Source organism: Reyranella sp. (assembly GCF_965229815.1).
GTDB lineage: Bacteria > Pseudomonadota > Alphaproteobacteria > Reyranellales > Reyranellaceae > Reyranella.
In genome coordinates this window covers 971,110-994,481 of record NZ_CBDDJN010000006.1, presented here as the reverse complement: position 1 = coordinate 994,481, position 23,372 = coordinate 971,110, and the positions used below count along the sequence as shown (strand labels likewise).

The window sequence follows — 23,372 nt, the reverse complement described above, 5'->3', positions numbered from 1 at the left end:
GGGCCGGCGGGCGCGACTTCAGTAGTCCCACTCCATCTTGACGCCGACGCGGCCGTTGGCGTCGGCGCCCACGTCACCCTCGATCTTCACGTGGTCCAGGACCTCGATCTGCACCACGCCGCGGCTCGAGTTGCCGGTGGCGCCCTGCTGGGTGCCGACATAGACGCCGGGCGCCACGTAGCGTCCGGCCTCGAGATTGACCGAGCTGTTGCCGGAACTGTCGGTGCCCGATCCGATCGACAGGCGGTCGAGGCCGAGCCCCGAGCGCAGGCGGCTGAGCACGCCGGCGTCGCCCGAGCGCCCGGTGAGCTCGGCCAGAGCCTGTGCTGCTTCCGCCAGCTCGAAGGCGCTGAGGCGGCTGGTCGGCTTGCCGAACAGCAGCAGGGCCATGGCCTCGCTGGGCGGCAGCTCCGGCACGGACGACACGGTGATCGTCGGCGCCCGGGCGGTCCCGCCGATCTCGACGTTGATGGTGGTCGACTGCACGGTGGTCGTCGCCACGAAGTCGAGCAGCGGATCGATCGTGTCGATCGAATCGAGGGTGACGATGCCCTTGGTGAAGCTCAGTTGCCGCCCGACGAGGCTGAACGTGCCGCGCCGCATGGTGAGGCTGCCGATGACGCCGGGCGCCGCCGGCGTCCCGGTGACCTTGAGGTCGCCGCTCATCTCGGCATTGAGCCCGCGGCCGCGAACGAAGATCGCGCGCGGCGCCAGGATCGTGAAGTTGAGCCGGATCGGCGTGGCTGACGGCGGGGGCGGCGGCTTGCGTCCGCGCGGCTGCGGCGGCGCGGCTGCGGCGGCCACGGTCTGCTTCGCACCCGGCTTGTTGATCTCCTTGACGTCCAGCGTGGGATAGGCGGCGCTCTGCTGCGCGCCGACGGTGATCTCGGCCCGGTCGATGGTGATGGGACCGGCGACGTCGATTCCTGCACCGGTCGAGCCGGTGATCTTCAGGTCGCTCGACACGGTGGCGGCAAGGTCGGGGCGGCTGACCAGCAGCGCGTTGCGACTGCCGACGGTGAGGTCCAGGACCGGTCCCTGCTGCGGATCGAGCCGGATCGTGCCACCGGCCGTCACGGTGCCACGCCCGGTCTGGAACACCAGCCGCTCGATGCGCAGCGTATCGCCGTTCAGTGTCAGGCGGCCCTCGCCGTTGCTCATTCGCAGGCCCGACTGGGGCATCGCGATGGCCGCACCGGTGAGAGTGATGGTGCCGTTGCCGTCGATCCTGTCGCCCGAGAAGGTCACGGTAAGGTTCGGGCGCAGCGTGCCCGTCACGTTCCGGATGTCGTTGCCCAGCAAGGGCGAGAATGGCGCGATATCGACGGAGCCGGCGATGGTGGCCGAGCCAGTCGGCGCGCCCCCGCCCTGCGGCAGGGTCGCCTGCCCCTTCAGGCTGAGGTTGGTCGCACCGCCGGCCGACAGTCGAGCGTCGATGGACGCGCGCTGGCCGGCCATCGATGCAGAGCCCTGGACCGAGAGCGACGGCAGCAGGGCCGCGTCGGGCCGGCGCAGGCGCAGGCCCGTGACCCCGTAGGTCGCCTGCACGTTCGGCGCCGCCATCGCTCCGGTCACATGGGCATTGGCGCGCGCCACCCCCTCGAGATTGGTGCCCGGCGCCACCGTGTCGATCAGCGACAGGGGCAGCCCCGCCACCTCCACCTGCAGATCGCTTGCCACCGGCCCGACCACGCCGCGCACGGTCAGGCGGCCGCCGCCCAGCCGGAAGCTGGTCGGCTGGATCGTGATCCGCGAGCCAGCGATCCCGACTTGGGTCGGCGCCGCGAGGGCGATCGGGATGCCCGAGTAGCGACCGTTGAACTGCGTCAGCCCGACCGAGATGTCCTGTCCCGCCACGGCGACCGTGGCCTTGGCATCGGCCGAGGTCTGCGCGCCCGATGCCTGCACGGTCACGGCGACCTCCTGCCGGTCGCCGGTCGCCGTCACGGAGAGGCGATTGATGTCGGCGGCGCCGGCGATGCGGCTCGCCGTGAGCGTCAAGTCGGTCGCCGCGGTGCCCAGCGGGTCGTCCACCGTGCCCTTGAGTTCGAGGGTGCCGACCGATGCACCGCTGGCGCGCAGGTCCGCACCCGTGGCCTTGAGCGCGATGCGGCCCTCCGGGGCCTGCGGGTCGGCGGTGACCTCGGCTTCGAACGACCCGGCAAGCGGCGTTCCCGCGAGGGCCGAAAGGTCCTGCAGGTTCGGGATCCGCACCCGCGCATAGCCGGTCGTCCGTGCCTCGGTGATCGCGAGATTGCTGACGTCGATGACGGCGCTCGCCCAGCGTCCCTGGAAGCTCGGCACCACGACGCCGCCCGCCGCCTTGCGCTCGACGTTCCCCCCCAGCGTGACCGGCTGGCCGACGAGATCTCCCTTGGCATCGAGCTCGCCCTTCAGGCCGCCGGCGGGATCGACGGAGGCCTTGCCCGACAGGGACAGTTGCCGGGCCGACAGCTGGCCGCTCTCGATGTCGGCGAGATCGGCCGTCACCGCCACGTCGGTGCCTTCGGTGCGCAGCTTGATGTCGCCCTTGATGGTGGCGCTGCCCGACAGCTCGGGACGCAGCACCGCCAGCTTGGGCAGGTCGAGCGCCAGCTCGAGGTCGCCTGTCGCGCCTCGTCCGCGGCCCGCGATGTCGAGCGTGCCCCCCTTGCTCACCACGCGGACATTGTCCAGCGACCAGGCCTGGTCGCGCGCCAGCTTCGCCTCGCCGGAGAGGGCGATCTCGCTCTTGTCGAGATCGGCCGGCAGGCCCGCGGCGCTGATGTTGGTGACCTTGCCTTGCCAGCCGAGCGCGTAGCCCGTGGAATCGGCCTTGGCGTCGAGATCGATGACGGCCGTGCCGCCCAGCGGCTGTCCTACGAGGGCGGCAAACGGCGCGAGCTCGGGGACGGTGACCGTGAACTTGCCGTCGCCGCCGCCGCTCGCCACGACGTAGGAGCCGCCGCCCTTCACCGCCGCCACCGGCGAGTCGAGGTCGAGCGACTTCACGGTAATCCGGCCGTCGCTCACGCCAAGCGTCGCCACCAGCGTCGCGGCCCCTACCGGCGGCAGGCGCTGGTCGATGGCCGTGAGCGAAATGTCCTCGCCGCCGCCGGTCAGCTCGACCGTGCCCTCGGGCCGGCTGGTGAGGCCGGTGAGATCGGCCTTGGCTTTCAGGTGGAGGTCGCGCCAGCTCGCCCCGGCCACCAGCGGGCCCAACGGGCCGGGTTTCTCCGAAGTCACCGTGGCCTCGGCCTCGAGCTTGTCGGCCGTCCGGTCGTACCGGGCCGTGGCGTCGATCGCCAGCGCGGCGGTCGTGAAGGTGAACTTGCTGATGGTGGCGAGGGACTGGCCGACCGTGGCCTCGACGCGCAGCGCGGCCGGGCCGCGCGCCACATCCATGTAGGGCCCCTTCGGCAATCCCGGAGCCGCGGAATCCAGGTTCACGGTGACGGCGGTGACGCCATCCTGGCCCGGTTTCCACTCCGCCTTGCCGGTCGCCTGCGCGGCATCGCCGGCGGCGACCGTCAGCTCTCCCGACCCGGTCTGGGCGTCGCCCCGGACGGCGAGCTTCGCCGACAGGTCGTCGATGTCGGGCCGCTGCAGCAGGGCCGCCATCACGCCGCCCCTGCCTTCGTTCAGCGCGATCTCGCCGTCGACGGTGCGCTTGTTGGCATCGAACAGGATGTCGGCCGTCAACCGTCCCTTTGGTCCATCGATGCGCTCACCTTCGAGCGCCAGTCGCACCTCGGCCAGGTCGGCGGGGAGCAGAGCGCTGCCGGAAAGTTTCCAGTGGGAATCGACCTGCGCCAGGGCAGCCCCGAGGTGGAGGTCCTCGACCGAGAATGAACGCAGGTCGATACCGACCGGCAGACTAGACAGCCCGCCGCCTCCGGATGTGTCCGCTTCCTTCGCGGGTTGCGGCAGCCGGGAGACGTCGATCTTGGCCGCCGACAGCTCGTCGATGCGCAGCCGGCCCCCCAGCAGCGACAGGAAGGACCAGCGCAGGCGGAGATCGTCGATCGTGAGCCACGGGCCCGCCGAATCGGCATAGGCGATCCGGTCGACATGCAGGTCGGTCGGAAAAAAGCCTCGCAGCCCGGCGATCTCGAGCTTCGCGTCGGGGCCCGACGCGAGCCCGGCCGCCGTCCTGGCGACGAACGCCTGGACCGGCGGCGTCTGCAGGGCCCCGAACAGCAGCAGGAGCACGCCGGCGAATGCGGCGAGCGTCCAGCCGATCATGCGCAGTGCCCGCATCAGAAGGCCTGCCCCAAGCTGACATAGACGCCGAACGGCGCGTCGCTCGGCCGTTTGTTGATCGGGAAGCCGACGTCCAGGCGAACGGGACCGAAGTCGGTGTAGTAGCGCACGCCCACGCCGGCGCCGACGCGTGGCGCGTACATCGAGAAGTCGGGGAAGAACCAGGGATAGGCGCTGCCGGTGTCGACGAACGCGACGGCCCCGAACGATTCGCCGAATCGCTGCCGGAACTCGACGCTCGCCTCGAACACGCTGGCCCCGCCCAGCGGGTTGTTGAAATTGTCGAGCGGACCGGCAGTCTGATAGGCGAAGCCGCGCACCGACCCGCCGCCGCCGGCATAGAAGAGCTTGTCGGGCGGAATGCCGCCGATGCTCACCGCCGGCTCGGTGCCGATCGACGCCCGGGTCGCGAGCACGCTGCGCCCGGGCTCGCCGAGGTCGAAGTAGCCGCGACCGGTCAGCCGCATCACGGTGAAGAAGTCGCGTGAATAAACCCACGGCGTGACGTCGACATCCACCCGATAGCCCCGCGTCGGGTTGAGCTCGTCGTTGGCGCCGTCATACAGCACGGAAATCGGCAATCCCACGAGCTGGTAGTCCATCGTGATGCCGTTGCGGGTGATGTTCGAGAACTCGGCGGCCAGCGAGCCGCTCGCCTTCCACTTCGGCGAAAAGACCCGATCGAGCCCGGCCCGCGCCGTGATGGCGTTGCGCGTATAGGCGTCGAGCACCTCGCGCAGGGTCGCCGAATCGAACCTTGCATCCTGGCCGGACAGCCACCAGTCCGGCTTGCGGAAGGCGATGCGGAAGGCGAAGCCGGTGTCGAGGATCGCCTGCCCCTCGCCGATATGATTGAGCTCGGCCGACAGCTTCAGGCTCTCGGCCTGGCCGAACAGGTTGCGGTGCGACCAGTAGCCATTGATGGCGAAGCCGAGCTTCGTTTCGTAGGAGACGCCGAAGCCGATCGTGCGTGGCGGCCGATCCGTGACGGCCACTTCGAGCGGCAACTCGCCCTGGGCGTTGAGCTCCTTGGCCGGCTTGATGGACACCGAGTTGAAGACGCCAAGGGAGGTGAGCTTGCCGCGCAGCGCGCCGATCTTGTCGGGCGAGTAGGTTTCGCCCTCGCTGAACGGCACCCGGCGCTGCAGCCAGTCGGTGTCGACCTCCTTGGTGCCGGTGAACGTGACCCTTCCCATCTTTGCCGGCGGGCCCGTCTCGGCCTCGAAGGCGACGCTTGCCTGCTGGGTGGCGTGATTGACGACCACCTGGCGCGTCACGCTGGCCAGCGCATAGCCTTGCTTGCGCAGTTCCTCGAGGAGCTTCTGCTGCGCCGCCAGGATGGCGGCCGCGTCCGCTGGGTCGCCGGGGCCGATCCCCAGCTCGCTGCGGTCGATCCCCGGAAGGGACGCCTGCGAGCCGGTCGGACTGACCGTCAGGCTGCCGATGCGGTAGCGCGGGCCGGTCGCGATGTCGAAAGTGAACGACACGTTGGAGCTTTCCGGCTGGGCGTCGATTGCGTCGAGAGCTCCGGCGCTGTCGATCGGTCGTCCGCCGACCGTGGCAGCGATCTTCGCATCGTAGAAGCCGCGGGACCTGAGCGCCGTGTTGACCTGGCCCAGCGCCGCCTGTGCTCCCTGCAGGATGCCGAGCGCGTCCCCGATCAAGGGCTGGTCCTTCTCGAATTTCTCCAGGAGAGTCTTGATCTCTTCCTGCATCGCTTCGTCGCCGGAAACCGACAACGTGATGCTTCCGGTGCGAGCCTCGGCCCTTCCCGGCAAAACGACGGCCAGAAGCAACATCAGCGTCCACGCGATTCGGCTCCAGTTGCCGCCGCGTACCATCTCGCTGAAAAAAGTCCCGCTTAACGCTTGCACCATCCCCATCAAACAACGTTCAAACTGGCATTTAGATGCATGCCAGAGTTCACTTTTTGCACCGTGTGTCCAAATCGTGGAAAGCGACGGCCTGCTCCACGCTCGAGTGCGATGGTCACGCCGTCCGCTAATCGGGACAACGCGTCTCATCTCATGCCAGCCACGAATCCCGGGCCTTCTCACGGAGCGAGCGGAAAGGTCGAGAGGACGCGGTGACGATTCGTGATATCGGGCATTGTGCGGGACGGCAAGCCCGCCTCTGCGACTCAGCGATAGCCTGCGGCCTGCAGCTCGAAGAGCTCCGAGTAGAGACCCGGTCTTGCGACGAGCTCCTCGTGCGTGCCGATATCCTGGATACGGCCGTCGGCGAGCACGAGGATGCGATCGGCCATGCGCACGCTGGAGAAGCGATGCGAGATCAGCACGGCCGTCCGGCCGTGGCTGAGCTCCTTGAACCGCCGGAAGACCTCGAACTCCGCGCGCGCGTCGAGGGCCGCGGTCGGCTCGTCGAGGATCAGCACCTCGGCCTCGCGCATGTAGGCGCGGGCGATGGCGATCTTCTGCCATTCGCCGCCCGACAGCTCGACGCCGTTCTTGAAGCGCTTGCCGATCCGCTGCTCGTAGCCCGCAGGAAGGCCCGCGACCACGTCATCGGCCTGGCTCGAGCGCGCCGCGCGCTCGATGCGCGCCTGGTCCTCGCGGGCGTCGATGCGGCCGACGGCGATATTGTCGCGCGCCGTGAAGTTGTAGCGGACGAAATCCTGGAAGATCACGCCCATGCTGCCGCGCAGGGCATCGAGGTCGTATTCGCGCAGATCGTGCCCGTCGAGAAGGATGCGGCCCTCGTCGGGGTCGTAGAGGCGCGTGAGCAGCTTGACCAGGGTCGTCTTCCCGGCGCCGTTCTCGCCCACCAGGGCGACCACTTCGCCCACCCGCAGGTTGAAGCTGAGATGGCGCACCGCCCAGCGCTCGGCGCCGGGATAGGAGAAGCCGACATTCTCGAACACGAATCCCTGCCGGATCGGGTGCGGAAACGGCCGGGCGTCGGCCGGCGAGACGATCTCGGCCTGCATGTCGAAGAAGGAAAACAGATCGTTGAGGTACAGCGCCTGCGCCGCTGTCGTCGAGAAAGTCGTCAGGAGTTGCTCCAGGAGGCCGCGCAGGCGGGCGAACGAGCCGGCGAGGAACGTGAGATCGCCGATCGAGAAGGCGCCGTCGAGCGTGCGCCAGACGATCCAGGCATAAGCAAGATAGTAGCCGACCGTGCCAACCGCCGCGAACAGGCTTCCCCACCCTGCCCGGCGCAGGGCCAGCCGGCGGTTCTCGGCATAGAAGCCGGCCGCCAGTCGGCTGTAGTGGTCGATCAGCCAGCGGTTGAGGCCGAAGATCTTGACCTCCTTGGCCGTCTCCGCGCTGGCCGCGGTCTGGCGCACATAGTCGAGCTCGCGCCGCTCCGGCGTGCGGCCGAAATCCAGCGTGTACGTCCGGGCGTTGAAATGCTGCTCGCCCAGGAAGACCGGCAGGAGGGCCACCAGCAGCAAGAGGATCAAGCCGGGCGCATAGACCAGCAGCCCGGCTGCGAAGCTCGCCACCGTCACCAGGGCCTGCGCCTGGGCCAGGAGCTGGGCCATCAGGGTGAGCCGCCCGCTGGTCTGTCGACGCGCCCGCTCGAGCTGGTCCTGGAAGCCGGCATCCTCGAAATCCTCGAGGTCTAGCGTGGCGGCGTGCTTCATCAGGCTGACGCTGGAGGCGTTGGTCACCGTCTCGGACAGGAGTCCGTCCACCAGGGAGACGACGCGGATCAGCACGTCCGACAGCACCGCCAGCCCGAACTCGGCCAGCAGCAGCAGGCCGAGGCCCTGCAACTCGCCGCTGGCGAGCCAGCCGTCGAGGCCGGTCGGCCGGCCTTGCATCTGCACCAGCCGCACCACGTCGTCGATGATCAGCTTGCCGATGTAGAGCGCGGCCACGGGCACGAGCGCACGAACCAGGCGCAAGGCCAGCGACGTCGCCGTGAGCCCGGGACTGGCCCGCCATACCATGGCAATGAAGGGTCGCAGCGTGCGCAGAGCGCTGAACCGCTCCCGCAGGGTACTGGCAGGGGGCGCGGACGACATTGCGGGAAGAACGTGCCGGTGCGGGTGGCGTTGCCCTGCCCTACCGCGCCTTCGGCGGCGTCACGGCACTGTTCCGCCGCTGGACCATCGTCTCCTCGAACGCCCGCGGATACCGCAGGGGCTGCGCGGAGACCTTGTTCAGCGCCTTGAGAGCCGACGGCGGCAGGCGCCAGCCGCCGGCCGCGAGCGTCTCGGCGAGCTGCTGCGTGTTGCGGGCGCCGACGATGGCACTCGTCATGTAGGGCTGGTCCATCACCCAGCGCAGGGCAGTCTGGGCCGGCGTGCGGTCGATCTCCTGGGCCGTGTCGATCAGCGTCTGCAGGATCTCCGCGTGGTTGGCCGCAAAGAAGCGCGTGTTGAAACCCCAGCCCTCGGCCGACCTCGTGCCTTCGGCCTTCAGGTTGCCGGGCCTGTACTTGCCGGCGAGGTAGCCGCCGGCCAGCGGCGACCAGGCGACGAGCCCGACGCCCTTGGCCTCGCAGGCGGGGACCAGCTCCTCGTCGATGTCACGCACCACCAGGCTGTACTGCGGCTGGTAGGCGTCGAAGCGTGCCCAGCCGTTGCTGTCGGAGATCCAGAGCGCCTCCATCAGGCGCCAGACCTCGTAGTTGGAGCAGGCCGTGTAGAGGATCTTGCCCTGGCGGACGAGATCGTCGAACGCCCGCAGCATCTCCTCGAGCGGCGTCTGCACGTCGACATGATGGATGTAGTAGACATCGATGTAGTCGGTCTGCAGGCGCCGCAGGCTGTCCTCGACCTGCTGCTTGATGTGCAGCCGCGACATGCCGGAATCATTGGGCCGGCCGCCCATCGGGTTGAACACCTTCGAGGCAATGACGGCATCGCCCCGCCTTCCCTTCAGCGCCTTGCCCAGCATGGTCTCCGACACGCCGCCGACATAGGAATTGGCGGTGTCGAAGAAATTCACGCCGGCGTCGAGCGCGGCGTGGACCATGCGGGCCGATTCACCCTCGTCGGCACCGTTGCCGAAGGTCATGGTCCCGAGGCAGATCTCCGAGACCTTCAGGCCGCTGCGGCCGAGACGACGATACTCCACGCGGCTTCTCCCTCGAATGCGCGCCGTTGCGGGTCGGTCCGGCGGACGACGCAACCGTCAACGGCAGGTCCGGATATTGAGATAGCTCTCGCAGACCCGGCCGTCGCTGAAATACTCCATGTTGCCCAGCCGGTGAACGGTCACGCCGTTGCTGAAGTGTGTGATGTTGCCGAACGTCTGGCTGTGCAGCCCATTGGAATAGTGCGACAGGGCGCCGAAGTCCCGCCTCACCACGCCGTTGCTGTAGTAGGTCGTGTCGCCGAAGGTCTGGCTGGTGACCCCGTTGTCGCAGGTGACCAGCGAGCCCCACTGGCGGCAGGTCTCGGCCCGGCCGGCCGGCGCGGCCGCCACGGCGAGCAGGATGATGGCCGGAAGAAGCAAGGGCTTCATGACGAATCCTCCACGTCTCGGCTGCCGACACGGATTGTCGGCAGACTGAAACTACAGGAAGAAAACGTCCGAGTCGTACAACTCCCGGTTACAAAATGGGCCGCCAGCTACAGCCCGAGCATCGCCTTGGCCAGCACGTTGCGCTGGACCTCGGACGAGCCGCCGTAGATCGTGGTCTTGCGGTTGTTGAAGTAGCGCGGCGCCACGTCGTCGACATACTCGCCGCCCACCGGGACGACGTTGCTGTCGAAGTTGCGCAGTTCGGTGAAGGGTACGCCGTACCAGCCGACCGCCTCGACCGCGAGTTCCGTCACCTTCTGGCCGACTTCGGTGCCGCGCATCTTCACGACCGAGCCCATGTTGCCCGGCGCGTCGCCGGTCTTGAGGCTCGAATAGAACATCAGCTCGTTCATCTCGACGGCGTCGATCTCCATCTCCACCGCCGCCATCTTCTCGCGCCACTGCGGATCGGCCGACAGCGGCTCGCCCGCGCTCGCCTGCGTCTTCGACAGGGTCTGCAGGTGACGGAACGCCTTGCGCAGGCGCGGTCCGAAGGCCTGGCCGCCGCGCTCGAACTCGAGGAGGTACTTGGCGTAGGTCCAGCCCTTGTTCTCCTCGCCGACCAGGTTCTCGACCGGCACCTTGACGTCGGTGAAGAAGACCTGGTTCACCTCATGGCGCATCGGCGTGCGGGTGCCGTCGACCAGGTAGATCGGGTCGATGCGGATGCCGGGCGTCTTCATGTCGATCAGCAGGAAGGAGATGCCCTCCTGCCGCTTGCCCTCGTTCGAGGTCCGCACGAGGCAGAAGATCCAGTCGGCGAAATGGGCGTTGGTGGTCCAGATCTTCTGGCCGTTGACGAGGTAGTGGTCGCCCTGCCGCTCCGCCTTGGTCCGAAGGCTGGCGAGATCCGATCCCGAGCCCGGCTCGGAATAGCCCTGGCACCACAGTTCCTCGGCGGCGGCGATCTTCGGCAGGAAGCGCTTCTTCTGCGCTTCGCTGCCGTACTTCATCAGGACCGGCGCCACCATCTTGATGCTGAAGGACGACAGGTAGGGCGAATCCGCCCGCGCCATCTCCATCTCGAAGATGAACTTCTGGGTCGAGGTCCAGCCCGGCCCGCCGTATTCCTTGGGCCAATTCGGGCAGAGCCACCCGCGTCCGGCCAGCTTCTTCTGCCACTGCAGCAGGCGCTCCTTGGACACGTGGCTGGACCGGCTGCGCCGGCTCTCCTCCGCCACCTCGGGCGGCATGTTGGCGGCGATCCAGTCGCGTACTTCCTTCTGAAAGGCGAGTTCGTCGGCGTTGAAGGCGAGGTCCATTTTTTCGCTCCATTGTCATCCTGAGCGCAGCGAAGGATCTCATGCCGGTTGCAAGCCGCGATGAGGTCCTTCGCTACGCTCAGGACGACAAAAACTAAAGCCCCAGCATCACCTTCGACATGATGCCGCGCTGCACTTCCGACGAGCCGCCGTAGATCGTCATCTTGCGGCCGTTGAAGTAGCGCGGGGCCAGCACGTCGACGCCTTCCGGGCCGATCGGCTCGACATTGGCGTTCCAGGCGCGCTGCTCGGGGAAAGGCTGGGAATAGTAGCCCGCCGCCTCGACGGCGGATTCCTGCACCTGCTGCATGACCTCGGTGCCGCGCAGCTTGATCATCGACGACAGCGGGCCGGGATTCTGGCCGGAGGCCAGCCGCGAGTAGAACTCCTGCTCGAACATCTCGAGGCCGGAGATCTCGATGTCCATTCGGGCAAGCTTCTCGCGCCAGGCCACGTCGGCCATGATCGAGTCCTCACCCTCGGGCATCGCCTGCGAGAGCGACTTCAGCCGCTCGAAGGCCGCGCGCAGGCGCGGGCTGTAGGGGTTGCCGCCGCGCTCGAACTCGAGCAGGTACTTGGCATAGGTCCAGCCCTTGTTCTCCTCGCCGACGCGGTTCTCGACCGGCACCTTGACGTCGGTGAAGAAGACGGAGTTCACCTCCTGGGTGCCGGCGCGGTTGCCGTCCGCGGTGATGATCGGCTCGACCGAGATGCCGGACGTCTTCATGTCGATCAGCAGGAAGGAGATGCCCTCCTGCGGCTTGCCCTCGTTCGAGGTCCGCACCAGGCAGAAGATCCAGTCGGCGGTCTGCGCCAGCGTGGTCCAGGTCTTCTGGCCGTTCACGACGTAGAAGTCGCCTTCGCGCACGGCCTTGGTGCGCAGGGAGGCGAGATCCGACCCCGAGCCCGGCTCGGAATAGCCCTGGCACCAGATCAGGTCGGAATTCAGCATCGGCGGCAGGTGGCGCGCCTTCTGCTCGGCCGAGCCGTACTTCATGATCACCGGAGCGCACATCTTGGGGCCGAACGGCGAGGTCCCGGGAGCACCGGCCCGCGCCATTTCCATCTCGAAGATGTACTTCTGCGTCGTCGTGAAGCCCGGTCCGCCGAACTCCTTGGGCCAGCCCGTGCACAGCCAGCCCTTGCTGGCCAGGCGCTTCTGCCAGTCGATCAGGCGCTCCTTCGGCAGGTAGGCGTTGCGGGCGACCTTGAGCTCACCCTTGATCTCGGGCGTCAGGTTCTCCTTCAGCCAGTCGCGTACTTCCTGCTGGAAGGCCAGTTCTTCCTTGCCGAACGTCAGGTCCATCGGGGACTCCTCTCAGGGGCGCGAAAGTACCGCGCCGGGTTCACCGGCGCAAAGCACAAGGCGGGGTGCACGTCCCTGGCCTCCGGGTAGTATCCGCCGCGCAAGGCAACGGCAGAAACGGACAGCATGCGGCGACGGGCGCGCTCATTCCTCGCTTCGACGATCCTCTGGGCGGCGATCTTCGCCGGGCTCGGCCCGTCCGCGACGCCCGCGACGGCCCGCGCCGAGGAGAGCGGACGCTTCGCCGTCCTGAGCGACATCCATTTCAATCCCTTCGCCGACCCTCGCCTCGCCGCGACCCTGGCCGAGACCGAACCGTCCGCCTGGCGGTCGACGCTTGCGCCCGGCCAGGACGGGCCCACGTCCCGCACCGGCGAGGACACCAACTTTCCCCTCTTCGCCTCCGCCCTCGGCGCCTTTGCCCGGGCCATGGCATCCGCGGATTTCGCCCTGACCCCCGGCGACCTGATCGCCCACGAGTTCAACGCGAAGGCGGCGACGTCGCTGGGCGTCGCGCCAATGTCGCCGGCCGCCCACCGCATGGCGGCCAGGACCGCCCTGTTCGTCGCCGAGTCGCTTGCCGGCACCCTGGCGGGAAAGCCGGCGATCGTGGCGCTCGGCAATGTCGATGCCGGCTGCGGTGACTACCGGCTGGACCCGCATGGTGGCTATCTCGCCGCGACGAAGGACCTCGTGCGCCGCCTCGCCGGCGCCGCGCGCGTTGCACCCGATTTCGACGCGACCTGGTCGGCCGGCGGATACTACGCGGTCGGCCATCCGACCGTGCCTGGTCTCCTGATCGTCGTGCTGAACGACGTGCTCTGGTCGACGCACTACGAGGACGCCTGCGGGTCGGGCGGACGCGACGCGGCCGGGACGGCCATGCTGGACTGGCTGCGCGACCTGCTCGCCCGCCAGCGCGCCGCCGGGCGTCGCATCTGGATGGTGCATCACATCCCCTGGGGGATCGATGCCTTCTCGACAGTCGTCAAGCGGGCCGCGACGTGCGGCGAAAAAGTCGTGCCCTTCCTGCGCGAACCCTATGCCACGGCCTTTCCGGACTTGATCCGGACGTATGGCGACGTGGTTCAGGCGAGCTTCTCGGGCCATACGCATTTCGACGACTATCGCGTGATGACCGGCGAGCACGGCGCCGCTGTCGCTCTCGACAAGCTCTCGCCGGCGCTCAGCCCCATCTTCGGCCAGAACCGGGCCTTCCAGGTCTTCTCCTACGACCGACGCTCCGGTGCGCCGATCGACTTCTCGACCTAGTCGTTCGCCACGCCCGGGACGGCCGCCGCCACGAGCGACTGGCGGCTGGAGTACACGTTCACGTCGGCGTACCGCCTGCCGACCTACTCGGCGGCCAGTGTCGCGACGCTCTGGAAGTCCCTGGCCGGCGATCGCGGGCAACAGGACACGTACCGCAAGCTCTACACCGTGGGACGCGGCGAGCTCGCCGGCGCGGTGCTGCCCGCCTACGCCTGCGCGATGGGACACCTGTCGGGGCCGGCGTTCGCGTCCTGCTACTGCGGCGCCGCGCGCTGAGGCGCGGCGCCACTGCCAGGCCGGGCCGGGCCGCGGCCCTCAGGCCACCTTCTTGGCGAGATGGGGGAACATCGCGACGCGCGCGGCATCGTCCATGTCGGCCTTGAAGGCGTGCTTGTCCTTGAGCGCCAGCGCCTTCACCGCGGCCGGGCGGGCGCTGATCTCGGCGAGGTGGCGCTGGACGTTGGGGAAGCGGCTCGGCGCCTCCTGCCCGAGGACGAACGGGATCAGCCGGGACCAGCCCCACACCGCCATGTCAACGACCGTGTAGGTCTCGCCGCACATGTAGCGGCCCTTGCCCAGCCGCGCGTCCAGGATGCTCCAGTGACGGTCGGCCTCGAACGTGTAGCGGTTGACGGCATAGTCCTTGGGCTCGGGCGCGAAATTGCGGAAGTGCACCGACTGGCCCGAATAGGGGCCGATGCCGGAGGCGACGAACATCATCCAGGACAGCATCTCGCCGCGCGCGGCGAGTGAGGTGCCCGGCAGGAACTTGCCCGTCTTCTCGGCGAGGTAGAGCAGGATGGCGTTGCTGTCGAAGACGGTGACGCCGTCGTCGACGATCGCCGGCACCTTGGCGTTGGGATTGACGGCGAGATACTCGGGCTGATGCTGCTCGCCCTTGCGGGTGTCGACCGGCACGAGCTCGTACTTGAGCCCCATCTCCTCCAGGCAGAGCGCCACCTTCATCGGGTTCGGCGCGAGATTGTAGTAGAACTTGAGCATGGGTCGGCCTCTCGGTTTCCGAAGTTCGGGCGCAACCTAGCGACGACGGCCGTTCCTGTCAGGGGTCGCCGGCCGGGCACGAGATGTGTCCTCCCTGCATGGTCGGCATCGCCAGCAAGCCCCCTTCCCGGCTAAGGTTGATCGGACAGAAGGAGACTCCGGGATGGTCACTCGCATCAATCGCGCGATCGAGCTTCTGGAGGCCGACCAGGCCATCTACTACGACGGCCCGCATACCGGGCACGTGCTCACCTACGAGCAGGGCCGGAACGATGCCCGGACGTGGGCCGACTACATCAATGTCGGCATGGAACACGGCGCCTTCGACATGACCGGCCTGGCCGATTACATGCGCGGCCTGGTGGATGGCGGGCCCACCTCATCGGGCCATCGCACCCCGACCGTCATCGTCGAGGCGCCCGTCAACGGCATCGACGGACCGTCGGTCGCCTACAACGCCTGGCAGTTCCGGCAGATTCTCGGCCGCGGAGTCCACGGCATCCTCCTCTGCCAAGCGGAATCGGCCGACGCCGTCCGCGAGTTCGTCCGCGCCTGCCGCTTCCCGCATCACAAGCAGGGCGTCGAGGCAATCGGCATCGGCAGTCGGGGCCGCGGCTCGGAGCCGACCGCCACACCCGTCTGGGGCATCGATCAACAGGCCTATTTCGCCCGCTGCGAGCCCTGGCCACTCAATCCGGAGGGCGAGCTTCTGCTCGGTGTCAAGATCGAGAGTCCGCCGGGCGTCGAGCATTGCGAGGAAATCCTGGCAGTGCCTGGATTGGGGTTCGCCGAACTGGGACCGGGCGATCTCGGCCTGTCCCTCGGTTACACCTCGCTCCAGCGCCGCCCCTATCCGCCCGAGATGGAGCGGGCCCGCGCCCGCGTCCTGGCGGCCTGCAAATGGAACAAGATCGCCTTCCTGGAAGGCGCAACGCCCGACACGATCACGGAGCGCCTCGACGAGGGGGTCCGGGTGATCGCCGGTCACGACCCGGAGGTTGCCCGGATCGGACGCGCCCACCAGAAGCGGGTCCTGCCGGTCTGAGCGGCGGACCGGACCTTCGGAGGCTCAGCCCATCACCAGCCGCGGCAGGGCCAGCACGATGTCAGGCCAGAGCATGACGGCGAAGAGCAGGAGCATCATCGCCGCGACGAAGGGCCAGGCGCCGCGGATCACGTCCCCTATCGTCCCCCGTTCGCGCAGTCCCTGCACGACGTAGAGGTTCAGCCCGACCGGCGGCGTGATGAGCGCCGCCTCGATCAGGACGGTCAGCACGATCCCCCACCAGATGGGGTCCCAGCCCAGGCCGGTGACGATCGGGAAGATGAAGGGCGTCGTCAGGATCATCATGGAGATCGTCTCCATGAAGCAGCCCAGCACCAGATAGAAGACGATGATCAGCAGCATCGTCCCGTACTTGCCGAGCCCCAGCCCCTCGATCAGCCGCCCCATGCCGTCGGTGAACCCGATCGAGGCCAGCACGAAGTTCAGGAACTGCGCGGCGATGATGATCAGCATGATCATCGCCGTGGTCCGCATGGTGCCCTCGAGGACCGCCCGCATCATCGACAGGGAGAGCGCGCCCTGGACGCCGGCCAGCGCCAGCGCCGCCAGCACGCCGAGCGACGCCGCCTCCGTCGGGGTGGCCCAGCCGGCGTAGATCGAGCCGACGACCACCAGGAAGATCATCAGGGGCGCCACGAGGTCGCGCAGGGTCTCGAGCCGGCGGCGCCAGGACGTCTCGATCGGCGTGCCGCCCCGCTCCCGCCGGACCAGGCAGGAGACCAGGACATAGGCCATGAACAGGCCTGCCAGCAGCACGCCCGGCACCATGCCGGCAAGGTAGAGCCGGGGAACCGATGTGTTGGTCAGCAGCCCGTACAGGATGAAGTTGATCGACGGCGGGATCAGGATGCCGAGCGTGCCGCCGGCGGCCAGGGTGCCAAGGAACAGGCGCTCGTCGTAGCCGCGCTTGCTGATCTGCGGCAGGGCCACCACCCCCACCGTCGCGGCCGTCGCCACGCTCGAGCCCGACGTCGCCGCGAACATCGCGCAGGTGCCGATGTTGGCGTGCATCAACCCGCCCGGAAGCCACGACAGCCACTGGGCGATGGCGTTGTAGACCCGCTCGGCGATGCCGGAGCGCAGCAGGATCTCGCCCAGCATGATGAAGAGCGGAATGGCGATCAGGATGTACTCGGCGCTCGAGTTCCACAGGATCTCGCCCATGGCGAGGTAGAGCGGCATCACCGAATAGAACTGGTTCAGCGCCAGCCCGAGCACGCCCATGGTGGCGGCGATCGGAACGCTGATGGCGAGCATGACGACCAGCAGGACGAGTGCGTTGACCAGCATCGACTAGATCCCCCGCTCGCGGTCGGCGCGGCCGTCGGACCGCGCAATGCCGAGACTCGCGAGCTCGGCCTCGATCTCCTCGTCCTGCGACGTCACGCCCGCGGTGGCGCTGGCGACCCGGTAGTCGCCGCGCAGCAGCGCGAGCACGGTCCGCACCAGCGCGACCAGGATCGAGAAGGCGAACAGGCCGAGGCCGAACAGCCAGGGCATCTGCGGCAGCGACAGCGGCGTGCGCAACGGCGTGTTCGAGCGGTTCCACTCGATGAAGTTGGCATGGGTCAGGTCGAAGCCGCGATCGAGCATGGCGGCGGCCAGGATGCCCAGCATGAGGAGCGCCAGGACGTCGAGCCAGCCGCGCAGGCGAAGCGGCAGGTAGCGATAGAGCGCATCGATCCGAACGTGCCCGCGCGTCACCAGTACCCAGGCCAGCGACCAGGTCGTGCCGACCGCGAACAGATAGGCCGCCATCTCGTCGGACCCCGAGTAGACGACGGTGAAGAGCTTGCGCGAGACGACCTCGATCGAGACCGTGACGGCGGCCACGAGCAGCAGGATGCCGCCCAGGCAGGCGAAGACGCGCGACACGCGCGTCGTCAGGTTCCAGACGCTGTCCATGGGCGGGTCGGCCCGTCGCGGCGCGACGGGCCTCCTCCGATCGCCGCTACTTGGCCTTGGCCGCGAGGCCGTACTTCGAACCGATCGTGTCGGTCCACTTCTTGGCGCAGTCGGCGCCGCAGCGCTCCGCCCAGGCCGGCAGCACGACCTCGTTCAGGACCTTGTCGCGGGCCTTGGTGTCGGACTCCGACGGCGTGACCAGCTTGAGCTTGCCCGGCGGTCCGGCCGTGCACTTGCCGGTGCCGGTGGTGCAGGCAGCGCCCTCGTCGCTCTCCGCCGCGACGGCCTTCCACGACTTTTCGGTGAGCTTGGCCATTTCCTTCTTCACGAGGTCCTGGGTCGCCGGCGAGAGCTTCTCCCAGGCCTTCAGGTTCACGACCCAGATCGAGGCCGTGAAGCCCACCGGGAGACGGAACAGCGTGTCGGTGACCTCGTGCCACTTGGCCTTGTAGGCCGGCATGGTTCCGGTGATGCCGCAGTCGACGACGCCCTTCTCCAGGGCCGGCACCACCTCGCCGAACGGGATGGTGACCGCCGAGCCGCCGAAGCCCTTGACGAGGTCGGCCTGCGATGCGCCCTGCACGCGGACCTTCTTGCCCTTGAGGTCCTCGACGCTCTTGATGTCGCCCTTGCAGTAGAAGTTCTGCTCGGGCCAGGTGAAGGTGCCGAGGATCATGGCGCCGTGACGCTCGCGCATCACCTTCTGCATCTCGGGCATCCAGGCGTCGATGATCTCGCGGCTCATCTTGAAGGTACGGGCGACGCCCGCGATGTCGGACGCCTCCACGATCGCCGCGCCGTCGTCGACGTAGATCGGAAGGGCCGCCGCGAAGTCGAAGACGCCGCTCTTCAGCAGGCGCAGGACCTCGGTGCCCTTCAGATTGAGCTCGGTGATCGACTTGATGTTGCCCGAGAGCTTGTCGCCCGAGGCGGCCGGCAGCTCCTTCTCCCAGAACGGAACCTCGAGTTCCTTCCAGTTGGTGAGAAAGTTCCACGTTCCGACGACGTTGAATTTCTTCTGATCGACGGCCTGGGCGTTGGCGCCCGCGTACGCAAATACGGTCGCGGCAGCCACGGCTGCCGCCATCAAACGACGCATGTTTTCCTCCCTGATGGACTGTCTTTGTTGTCGTTGAGTCGACGTTAGCCCATCCGCGACGGTATTGGCCAGCCTCCGGGACGGTTTCGGTCAGCGCCCGTGCAGCAGCTCGTCGACGGCAGCCCAGGCCCGCCGCGGATCGTGGAGGACGTCGTCGGAGGCCAGCCGGACGACCCGCCAGCCGAGCTGCTCCATCAGCAGGTGCCGCGGGCGATCGCCGTCGATGCTGTCGATCTCGATGACGAGCTTGCGGGCCATGCAGGCAAAGGGCGCGAGGTAGGGTCCGATGGGGACCTGACGCTGGAACCGCACGCCAACCAGCGGCTGGGTGCACAGGAGCTCCCAGATCGCCTGCTCGACGTTGTTGCCGGCGCGGCGCAGGCCGCGCGCCCGCTCGATGCGGTTCTGCAGGGTACGCCAGCGCTTGCGCGGGCTCTCCCCCGTGACCGATGCAACTTCCCCCGCGTCTCCGACCGGCATGACCGCCTCCCGTTGCCAGACGCGGGGGAAGCTAGAGCCGGAGGGGTCAGGGATTATGTGGCAATTACCACACCATCGTGGCCGGGATCGGCACCGCCATCGAGCCCGTCCTCGTGGATGCGGATCCCATGCACGGCGGCGCATCTACCTATTCGGATCAAACAAACTACCAGGTGGCCATGGATCATTGCGCCTACGTTGCTTGCGGCGGTGTTCAGCCTCCTGTTCCAAATGGCGCTCGACTTCTTGTGGCCAGACCTCTTCGAAGTTCCTCAGCCGCTGTCGCGCAAGAGCCGAGTCCATCAGCAAAACGTCGTCCTCAGAATAGATGTGCGCATCACGTAGAAATCGAAGGTCCTTTGGGTTGTCGCTTCCAAGATCTGGCACTTCTATCTTTATCAACTCTTCATCAGTCTTCGGAAGTAGTTGCTCGCGCGCGTCCGTCAATAGAAGTGTCCGAGCACAATAGATCGCCATCGGAAGTACGCTCTTTAAGTCGACGCTTGTCCGACGGGCCTGCGTCATTACAAGATAGTAGAAATCGCTATCGAGATCGTGACGAACAACAAGTGGCTGAAACTGGATAAAGCCCCCAGCGATCTGCACGTTTGGAATGTACGGCTCACTGCACTTCGACTTGCGAGATTCGTATAGTCGCCGCAAGGCTTGAATTCGGTTCCAGTTCGGCTCTCGGCCCTCGGCCTTGCGTTGTCTAAACGCGGCGGCGCGAATCACCTTCAAGCTGACATCGGTTTCGATGCCCACTCGCTGATTCTGAAAAAGCCACAGGTAGTTGAAGCGGCCGCCATGGGCGCTGAGGAATGTGCGCGCCCGTGCCCGCGTAACATCTACATCATCATGGGCAATCGATAAGCCAGTCCAAAAATTGCAAGTCTTCATGACCCAAACCACCTCTGCAGGCGGCCCCTTATGACTTCCTTCCCATCCTTCTTCCCCAATCAGAACAAATCACGACTTGCTGTGGATATCTAGAACATTATTGGCGGCGAACTCCTGGAAAACCCTCGACAAAACATCGAGCTATCATGTGATCTGGAATTATCCTCTTAGGAAACTTGTTAGGAGTCCTTCGGACGAGATCCCATGGGCTGCAAGGCTCGTGGCTTAGTCTGGAGAGTGTGTACGCATCAACCCGGCCGTACATTTCAACTGTCTCGGAAAGGCAGCGCATTTCGTCGGCCGCGAGCTTGACACGTGCTAACTCTCGACCTCCGCCGGAGAAGTTGAACCACTGGGCGCGGCATTCAATTTCAGCATCGCCAAGTGCCTTAAACTCATCGTAGACAACCTTAACGACGGGGCCGTGATCCCATGCTTCAAAGGAATTGAAAACAAGGCCGACGCCTCGAAGGCGCCAAGAATGCCCGTGCATGAAGTAGAGCAACTTCTGCAATTTCAATGGTGTGACTGAGATTCCTCTTGAGTCCGCGTAGTCGAGGACCAAATTCGCTAAGGCGCGGGCATCGTGCAACATCGCGTCTAACCGCTACACGGCAATTACCACACCATCGTGGCCGGGATCGGCACCGCCATCGAGCCCGTCCTCGTGGATGCGGATCCCATGCACGGCGGCGAAGCCGAACGTGTAGGGGCTGCGCGCCACCGGATAGCCCAGCGCCTGCAGCTCGCGCTCGACGCGGAACTGGATGCGGTTGGAGATGTCGATCGTGTCCGACGTCGCCGAGAAGCGCGGCGCGCTCACTGCCTCGACCATGGTCATGTCGAAGTCGAGTGCGTTCAGGACCACGTGCAGGACCCCCATCGCGATCTGGGTGGCGCCCGGCGCGCCGATGATCATGTGCGGCCTGTCGCCCTTGAAGATGATCGAGGGCACGACCGAGCTGAAGCGCGCCTTGCCCGGGGCGATCGAGCCGGCTCGGCCCGGCCGCGGGTCGAACACGCCCATGCAGCCATTGTACATGAAGCCAAGGCCTGGCGTGACCACGCCCGACGGCATGCCGAGCGAATGGGTCATGGTGAAGCAGTTGCCGTCGGCATCGAGCACCGAGATGTGGGTCGTGTCCTTCGACACGCCGCCCGAATTGAAGCGCGGAACCTCGGCCTTCACGCCGCGCATGATCTCGCCGGCCATCGTCTTGGCGTAGGACTTGGAGATCAGCCGCTCGACCGGGACGTCGACGAACTTCGGATCGCCGACATGGGCATCCTTGTCGATGGTCGCCCGCTTCATCGCCTCGCTGACGATGCGCAGATATTCCGCCGAGTTGTGCTCCATCCCGGCGAGATCGAAGTTCTCCAGGATGTTCAGCATCTCGAGCAGCATGACGCCGCCGCCCGGCGGCTGGTTGGTCGAGACGCCATAGCCGCGATAGTCGCCCCACAGCGGCGGATTGCGCACCGGCCGCCACGCTTCGAGGTCGTCGCTCGACAGCAGCGCGTCGTTCCGGCGCATGTCCTCGGCGATCGCCCGTCCGATCTCGCCCGTATAGAAGACGTCGGCACCGCCCTGCGCGATGGTTCGCAGCGTCTGGGCGTAGTCGCGGTTCACGACGCGATCGCCGACCCGCTTGGGCGTGCCGTCCGCGCGGCAGTAGAGGTCGCGCGCCGCGTCGGTGAAGCCGGTGCGCTCGTGGTTGGGCGCCCGGCCGAAATCGCCCTCGGCCGACCACCAGAAATGGACGTGCGGCCGCACCGTCCAGCCGCCCTCGGCCCAGGCGATCGCGGGCTCGACGATGCGCGACCAGGGCAGCCGCCCGTGCTCGCGATGCGCCTCGTGGTACATGCGCAGATTGGCCGGCGCGCAGATCGACTGGTAGCCGATGTCGTTGACACGGCCGCGCAGCACGAAGCCGTAGCCGTCCCGGGCCTCGCTCTCGATCAGGTTGGCCCACATGTCCGGCCGCGCCGCGAGCGGCGCCGGCGCGTGGGCGTCGATGTAGCCGTGGAACTTCTTGCCCGGCATGTAGATGCCGCAGGAGCCGAAACCGGCGATGCCGCACATCAGCGGGTCGACCACGCCCTGGACCAGCGCGCAGGCGATGCCTGCATCGACGGCATTGCCGCCCTCGCGCAGCACGTCGGCGCCGGCCTCCGCCGGCTCCGGCTGCGGTGCCACGATCATCGCCTTCCTGGCGTAACGCACGATGCATCCTCCCCACTGTCAGGGGACGATATCAATCCCACCCGTTGCGCTTGCGCAAGACGGCAGTGGCCGGCGCCAGAGCCATCCCCTTGTCCTTCACCGTCGGCAGCCATTCGCCCAGCGCCTGCAGCGTCGCCTCGTGGGGATGGCCGATCACGACCACGAAGCCCTGGCGGCGCGCCAGCACCTCGGCCTCGGCAAGCTTGCGGCGCACGGCCGGCAGGGCCTCGTCGTCGTCGAGGAAGACGTGACGCACGATCGAGGGCACGCCCATCTCGTGGGCGGTCTGGTCGCCCACCGACTGCGCCGTGGTACGGGAATCGAGGAACATCAGCCCACGCGCCTTGATCTGGCGCAGCACGGTCTCCATGCCCGGTTTGAAGGCGGTGAAGCGGCTGCCCATGTGGTTGTTGACGCCGGCGAAGCCCTCGAAGCTTTCGAGCGCGGCCGCGGCGCGCTGGCGGATTTCCGCGTCGGTCATCGACACCAGGAGCGCCCCGGGGCCGGGATCGTTGCGGCCGTTCGGCTCCATCGGCAGGTGGAGCATCAACTCGTGCCCCTGGGCGCGCGCCGCACGCGCCTGCTCGCGCAGGTCCTTCGCGTAAGGCAGGAAGGACATGGTGAGCGGCCCCGGCAGCTCCCAGGCGCGCCGCGACCGGGGCCGGTCGATGCCGACATCGTCGATCACCACGGCGATCAGCGGCCGTGTGCCTAGATCGCGGAACGGCACCGCGTTGCGACGCCAGGTCTCGGCCGTCGCCGAGGCGGCAGCGAGCTGCGGCTGCGGACGAACGCGCGGCTTCTCCTCGATCGTGGGCCGCGGACCTCCGGGCTCGACCTCGGTGTATTTCGGCAGGCCGGGCAGATCCTCGATGCGAGCGTATCGCGCCGGCGGCGGAGCGGCCGGCGCCGTCGCGGCCGCAGTCGCGCCGCGGCGCTTCATCTCCTCGAGAGTCTCGCGCGCCAGCGTGTCGCCGTGGCGCGTGTCGATGCGCTGCGCCACCCAGTAGCCGCCCACCAGGCTGCCGAAGAACATGACGACGAGAGCGGCGACGATGGCGTAGCCGCGCCGCGCCTGGATGCGCGCCAGCACGGCATCGAGCCAGGCCGGCAGGC

General features: G+C 67.4%; 18 protein-coding genes. 2 read left to right on the top strand and 16 right to left on the bottom strand.

From position 1 onward, the window contains the following. Positions 1-18 precede the first annotated feature (18 nt). The 7 genes from ACO073_RS16135 to ACO073_RS16105 all read right to left on the bottom strand — a co-directional run bounded on the left by ACO073_RS16135 (position 19) and on the right by ACO073_RS16105 (position 12,308). Positions 19-4,239: a translocation/assembly module TamB domain-containing protein gene (locus tag ACO073_RS16135; RefSeq protein WP_421998648.1), complete on the bottom strand. Its 4,221-nt coding sequence runs from the start codon at positions 4,237-4,239 to the stop codon at positions 19-21. Beyond that, positions 4,239-6,266 (bottom strand): autotransporter assembly complex protein TamA, encoded by a 2,028-nt coding sequence (locus ACO073_RS16130; protein WP_421998647.1) that lies wholly within the window; start codon positions 6,264-6,266, stop codon positions 4,239-4,241. The genes ACO073_RS16135 and ACO073_RS16130 overlap by 1 nt, the downstream gene beginning before the upstream one ends. Before the next feature lie 116 nt (positions 6,267-6,382). After that, a complete protein-coding gene (locus ACO073_RS16125) occupies positions 6,383-8,233 on the bottom strand; it encodes an ABC transporter ATP-binding protein (protein WP_421998646.1) in 1,851 nt (616 codons plus the stop codon). 40 nt (positions 8,234-8,273) lie between these two features. Then, on the bottom strand, positions 8,274-9,290 hold the full coding sequence (locus ACO073_RS16120; RefSeq protein ID WP_421998645.1) for an aldo/keto reductase: 1,017 nt from the start codon (positions 9,288-9,290) through the stop codon (positions 8,274-8,276). Positions 9,291-9,347: 57 nt separating this feature from the next. After that, complete coding sequence (locus tag ACO073_RS16115; protein WP_421998644.1) at positions 9,348-9,680, bottom strand: hypothetical protein; 333 nt, start codon at positions 9,678-9,680, stop codon at positions 9,348-9,350. A 107-nt stretch (positions 9,681-9,787) separates the two neighbouring features. Further along, complete coding sequence (locus ACO073_RS16110) at positions 9,788-11,002, bottom strand: acyl-CoA dehydrogenase family protein (protein ID WP_421998643.1); 1,215 nt, start codon at positions 11,000-11,002, stop codon at positions 9,788-9,790. Between the two features lie 94 nt (positions 11,003-11,096). Beyond that, positions 11,097-12,308, bottom strand: coding sequence for an acyl-CoA dehydrogenase family protein (locus tag ACO073_RS16105; protein WP_421998641.1), 1,212 nt, complete (start codon positions 12,306-12,308; stop codon positions 11,097-11,099). Between the two features lie 126 nt (positions 12,309-12,434). Here ACO073_RS16105 and ACO073_RS16100 point away from each other — a divergent pair, with 126 nt between their 5' ends. Beyond that, entirely contained in the window at positions 12,435-13,580 is a 1,146-nt protein-coding gene (locus tag ACO073_RS16100) for a metallophosphoesterase (protein ID WP_421998640.1), read from the top strand. Positions 13,581-13,895: 315 nt separating this feature from the next. On the opposite strand, the gene ACO073_RS16095 is transcribed toward ACO073_RS16100, so the two are convergent. Next, positions 13,896-14,582, bottom strand: a complete 687-nt coding sequence (locus tag ACO073_RS16095; RefSeq protein WP_421998639.1) for a glutathione S-transferase family protein — start codon at positions 14,580-14,582, stop codon at positions 13,896-13,898. 163 nt (positions 14,583-14,745) lie between these two features. On the opposite strand from ACO073_RS16095, the gene ACO073_RS16090 reads away from it, so the two are divergent. Next, complete coding sequence (locus ACO073_RS16090; RefSeq protein ID WP_421998638.1) at positions 14,746-15,627, top strand: aldolase/citrate lyase family protein; 882 nt, start codon at positions 14,746-14,748, stop codon at positions 15,625-15,627. Positions 15,628-15,651: 24 nt separating this feature from the next. Here ACO073_RS16090 and ACO073_RS16085 read toward each other — a convergent pair whose 3' ends face one another. From ACO073_RS16085 to ACO073_RS16050, 8 genes are all read right to left on the bottom strand, one after another. Continuing rightward, complete coding sequence (locus ACO073_RS16085) at positions 15,652-16,938, bottom strand: TRAP transporter large permease (RefSeq protein ID WP_421998637.1); 1,287 nt, start codon at positions 16,936-16,938, stop codon at positions 15,652-15,654. 3 nt (positions 16,939-16,941) lie between these two features. Continuing rightward, positions 16,942-17,553: a TRAP transporter small permease subunit gene (locus ACO073_RS16080; protein WP_421998635.1), complete on the bottom strand. Its 612-nt coding sequence runs from the start codon at positions 17,551-17,553 to the stop codon at positions 16,942-16,944. 46 nt (positions 17,554-17,599) lie between these two features. Next, a complete protein-coding gene (locus ACO073_RS16075) occupies positions 17,600-18,652 on the bottom strand; it encodes a TRAP transporter substrate-binding protein (RefSeq protein WP_421998634.1) in 1,053 nt (350 codons plus the stop codon). Between the two features lie 90 nt (positions 18,653-18,742). Then, a complete protein-coding gene (locus tag ACO073_RS16070) occupies positions 18,743-19,132 on the bottom strand; it encodes an endonuclease domain-containing protein (RefSeq protein WP_421998632.1) in 390 nt (129 codons plus the stop codon). Positions 19,133-19,276: 144 nt separating this feature from the next. Beyond that, positions 19,277-20,032 (bottom strand): hypothetical protein, encoded by a 756-nt coding sequence (locus ACO073_RS16065; protein ID WP_421998631.1) that lies wholly within the window; start codon positions 20,030-20,032, stop codon positions 19,277-19,279. 97 nt (positions 20,033-20,129) lie between these two features. Further along, positions 20,130-20,627, bottom strand: coding sequence for a Panacea domain-containing protein (locus ACO073_RS16060; protein ID WP_421998630.1), 498 nt, complete (start codon positions 20,625-20,627; stop codon positions 20,130-20,132). A gap of 12 nt (positions 20,628-20,639) precedes the next feature. Further along, on the bottom strand, positions 20,640-22,235 hold the full coding sequence (locus tag ACO073_RS16055) for a gamma-glutamyltransferase family protein (protein ID WP_422002159.1): 1,596 nt from the start codon (positions 22,233-22,235) through the stop codon (positions 20,640-20,642). A gap of 52 nt (positions 22,236-22,287) precedes the next feature. After that, a complete protein-coding gene (locus tag ACO073_RS16050) occupies positions 22,288-23,349 on the bottom strand; it encodes a divergent polysaccharide deacetylase family protein (protein WP_421998628.1) in 1,062 nt (353 codons plus the stop codon). Positions 23,350-23,372: the final 23 nt, after the last annotated feature.

Bases quoted from the DNA above. Each gene is read 5' to 3' on its own strand.
- ACO073_RS16135 (WP_421998648.1), bottom strand. From the start codon at position 4,239: ATGCGGGCACTGCGCATGATCGGCTGGACGCTCGCCGCATTCGCCGGC.
- ACO073_RS16130 (WP_421998647.1), bottom strand. From the start codon at position 6,266: ATGAGACGCGTTGTCCCGATTAGCGGACGGCGTGACCATCGCACTCGA.
- ACO073_RS16125 (WP_421998646.1), bottom strand. From the start codon at position 8,233: ATGTCGTCCGCGCCCCCTGCCAGTACCCTGCGGGAGCGGTTCAGCGCT.
- ACO073_RS16115 (WP_421998644.1), bottom strand. From the start codon at position 9,680: ATGAAGCCCTTGCTTCTTCCGGCCATCATCCTGCTCGCCGTGGCGGCC.
- ACO073_RS16110 (WP_421998643.1), bottom strand. From the start codon at position 11,002: ATGGACCTCGCCTTCAACGCCGACGAACTCGCCTTTCAGAAGGAAGTA.
- ACO073_RS16105 (WP_421998641.1), bottom strand. From the start codon at position 12,308: ATGGACCTGACGTTCGGCAAGGAAGAACTGGCCTTCCAGCAGGAAGTA.
- ACO073_RS16100 (WP_421998640.1), top strand. From the start codon at position 12,435: ATGCGGCGACGGGCGCGCTCATTCCTCGCTTCGACGATCCTCTGGGCG.
- ACO073_RS16095 (WP_421998639.1), bottom strand. From the start codon at position 14,582: ATGCTCAAGTTCTACTACAATCTCGCGCCGAACCCGATGAAGGTGGCG.
- ACO073_RS16090 (WP_421998638.1), top strand. From the start codon at position 14,746: ATGGTCACTCGCATCAATCGCGCGATCGAGCTTCTGGAGGCCGACCAG.
- ACO073_RS16085 (WP_421998637.1), bottom strand. From the start codon at position 16,938: ATGCTGGTCAACGCACTCGTCCTGCTGGTCGTCATGCTCGCCATCAGC.
- ACO073_RS16080 (WP_421998635.1), bottom strand. From the start codon at position 17,553: ATGGACAGCGTCTGGAACCTGACGACGCGCGTGTCGCGCGTCTTCGCC.
- ACO073_RS16075 (WP_421998634.1), bottom strand. From the start codon at position 18,652: ATGCGTCGTTTGATGGCGGCAGCCGTGGCTGCCGCGACCGTATTTGCG.
- ACO073_RS16070 (WP_421998632.1), bottom strand. From the start codon at position 19,132: ATGCCGGTCGGAGACGCGGGGGAAGTTGCATCGGTCACGGGGGAGAGC.
- ACO073_RS16065 (WP_421998631.1), bottom strand. From the start codon at position 20,032: ATGAAGACTTGCAATTTTTGGACTGGCTTATCGATTGCCCATGATGAT.
- ACO073_RS16060 (WP_421998630.1), bottom strand. From the start codon at position 20,627: ATGTTGCACGATGCCCGCGCCTTAGCGAATTTGGTCCTCGACTACGCG.
- ACO073_RS16055 (WP_422002159.1), bottom strand. From the start codon at position 22,235: ATGATCGTGGCACCGCAGCCGGAGCCGGCGGAGGCCGGCGCCGACGTG.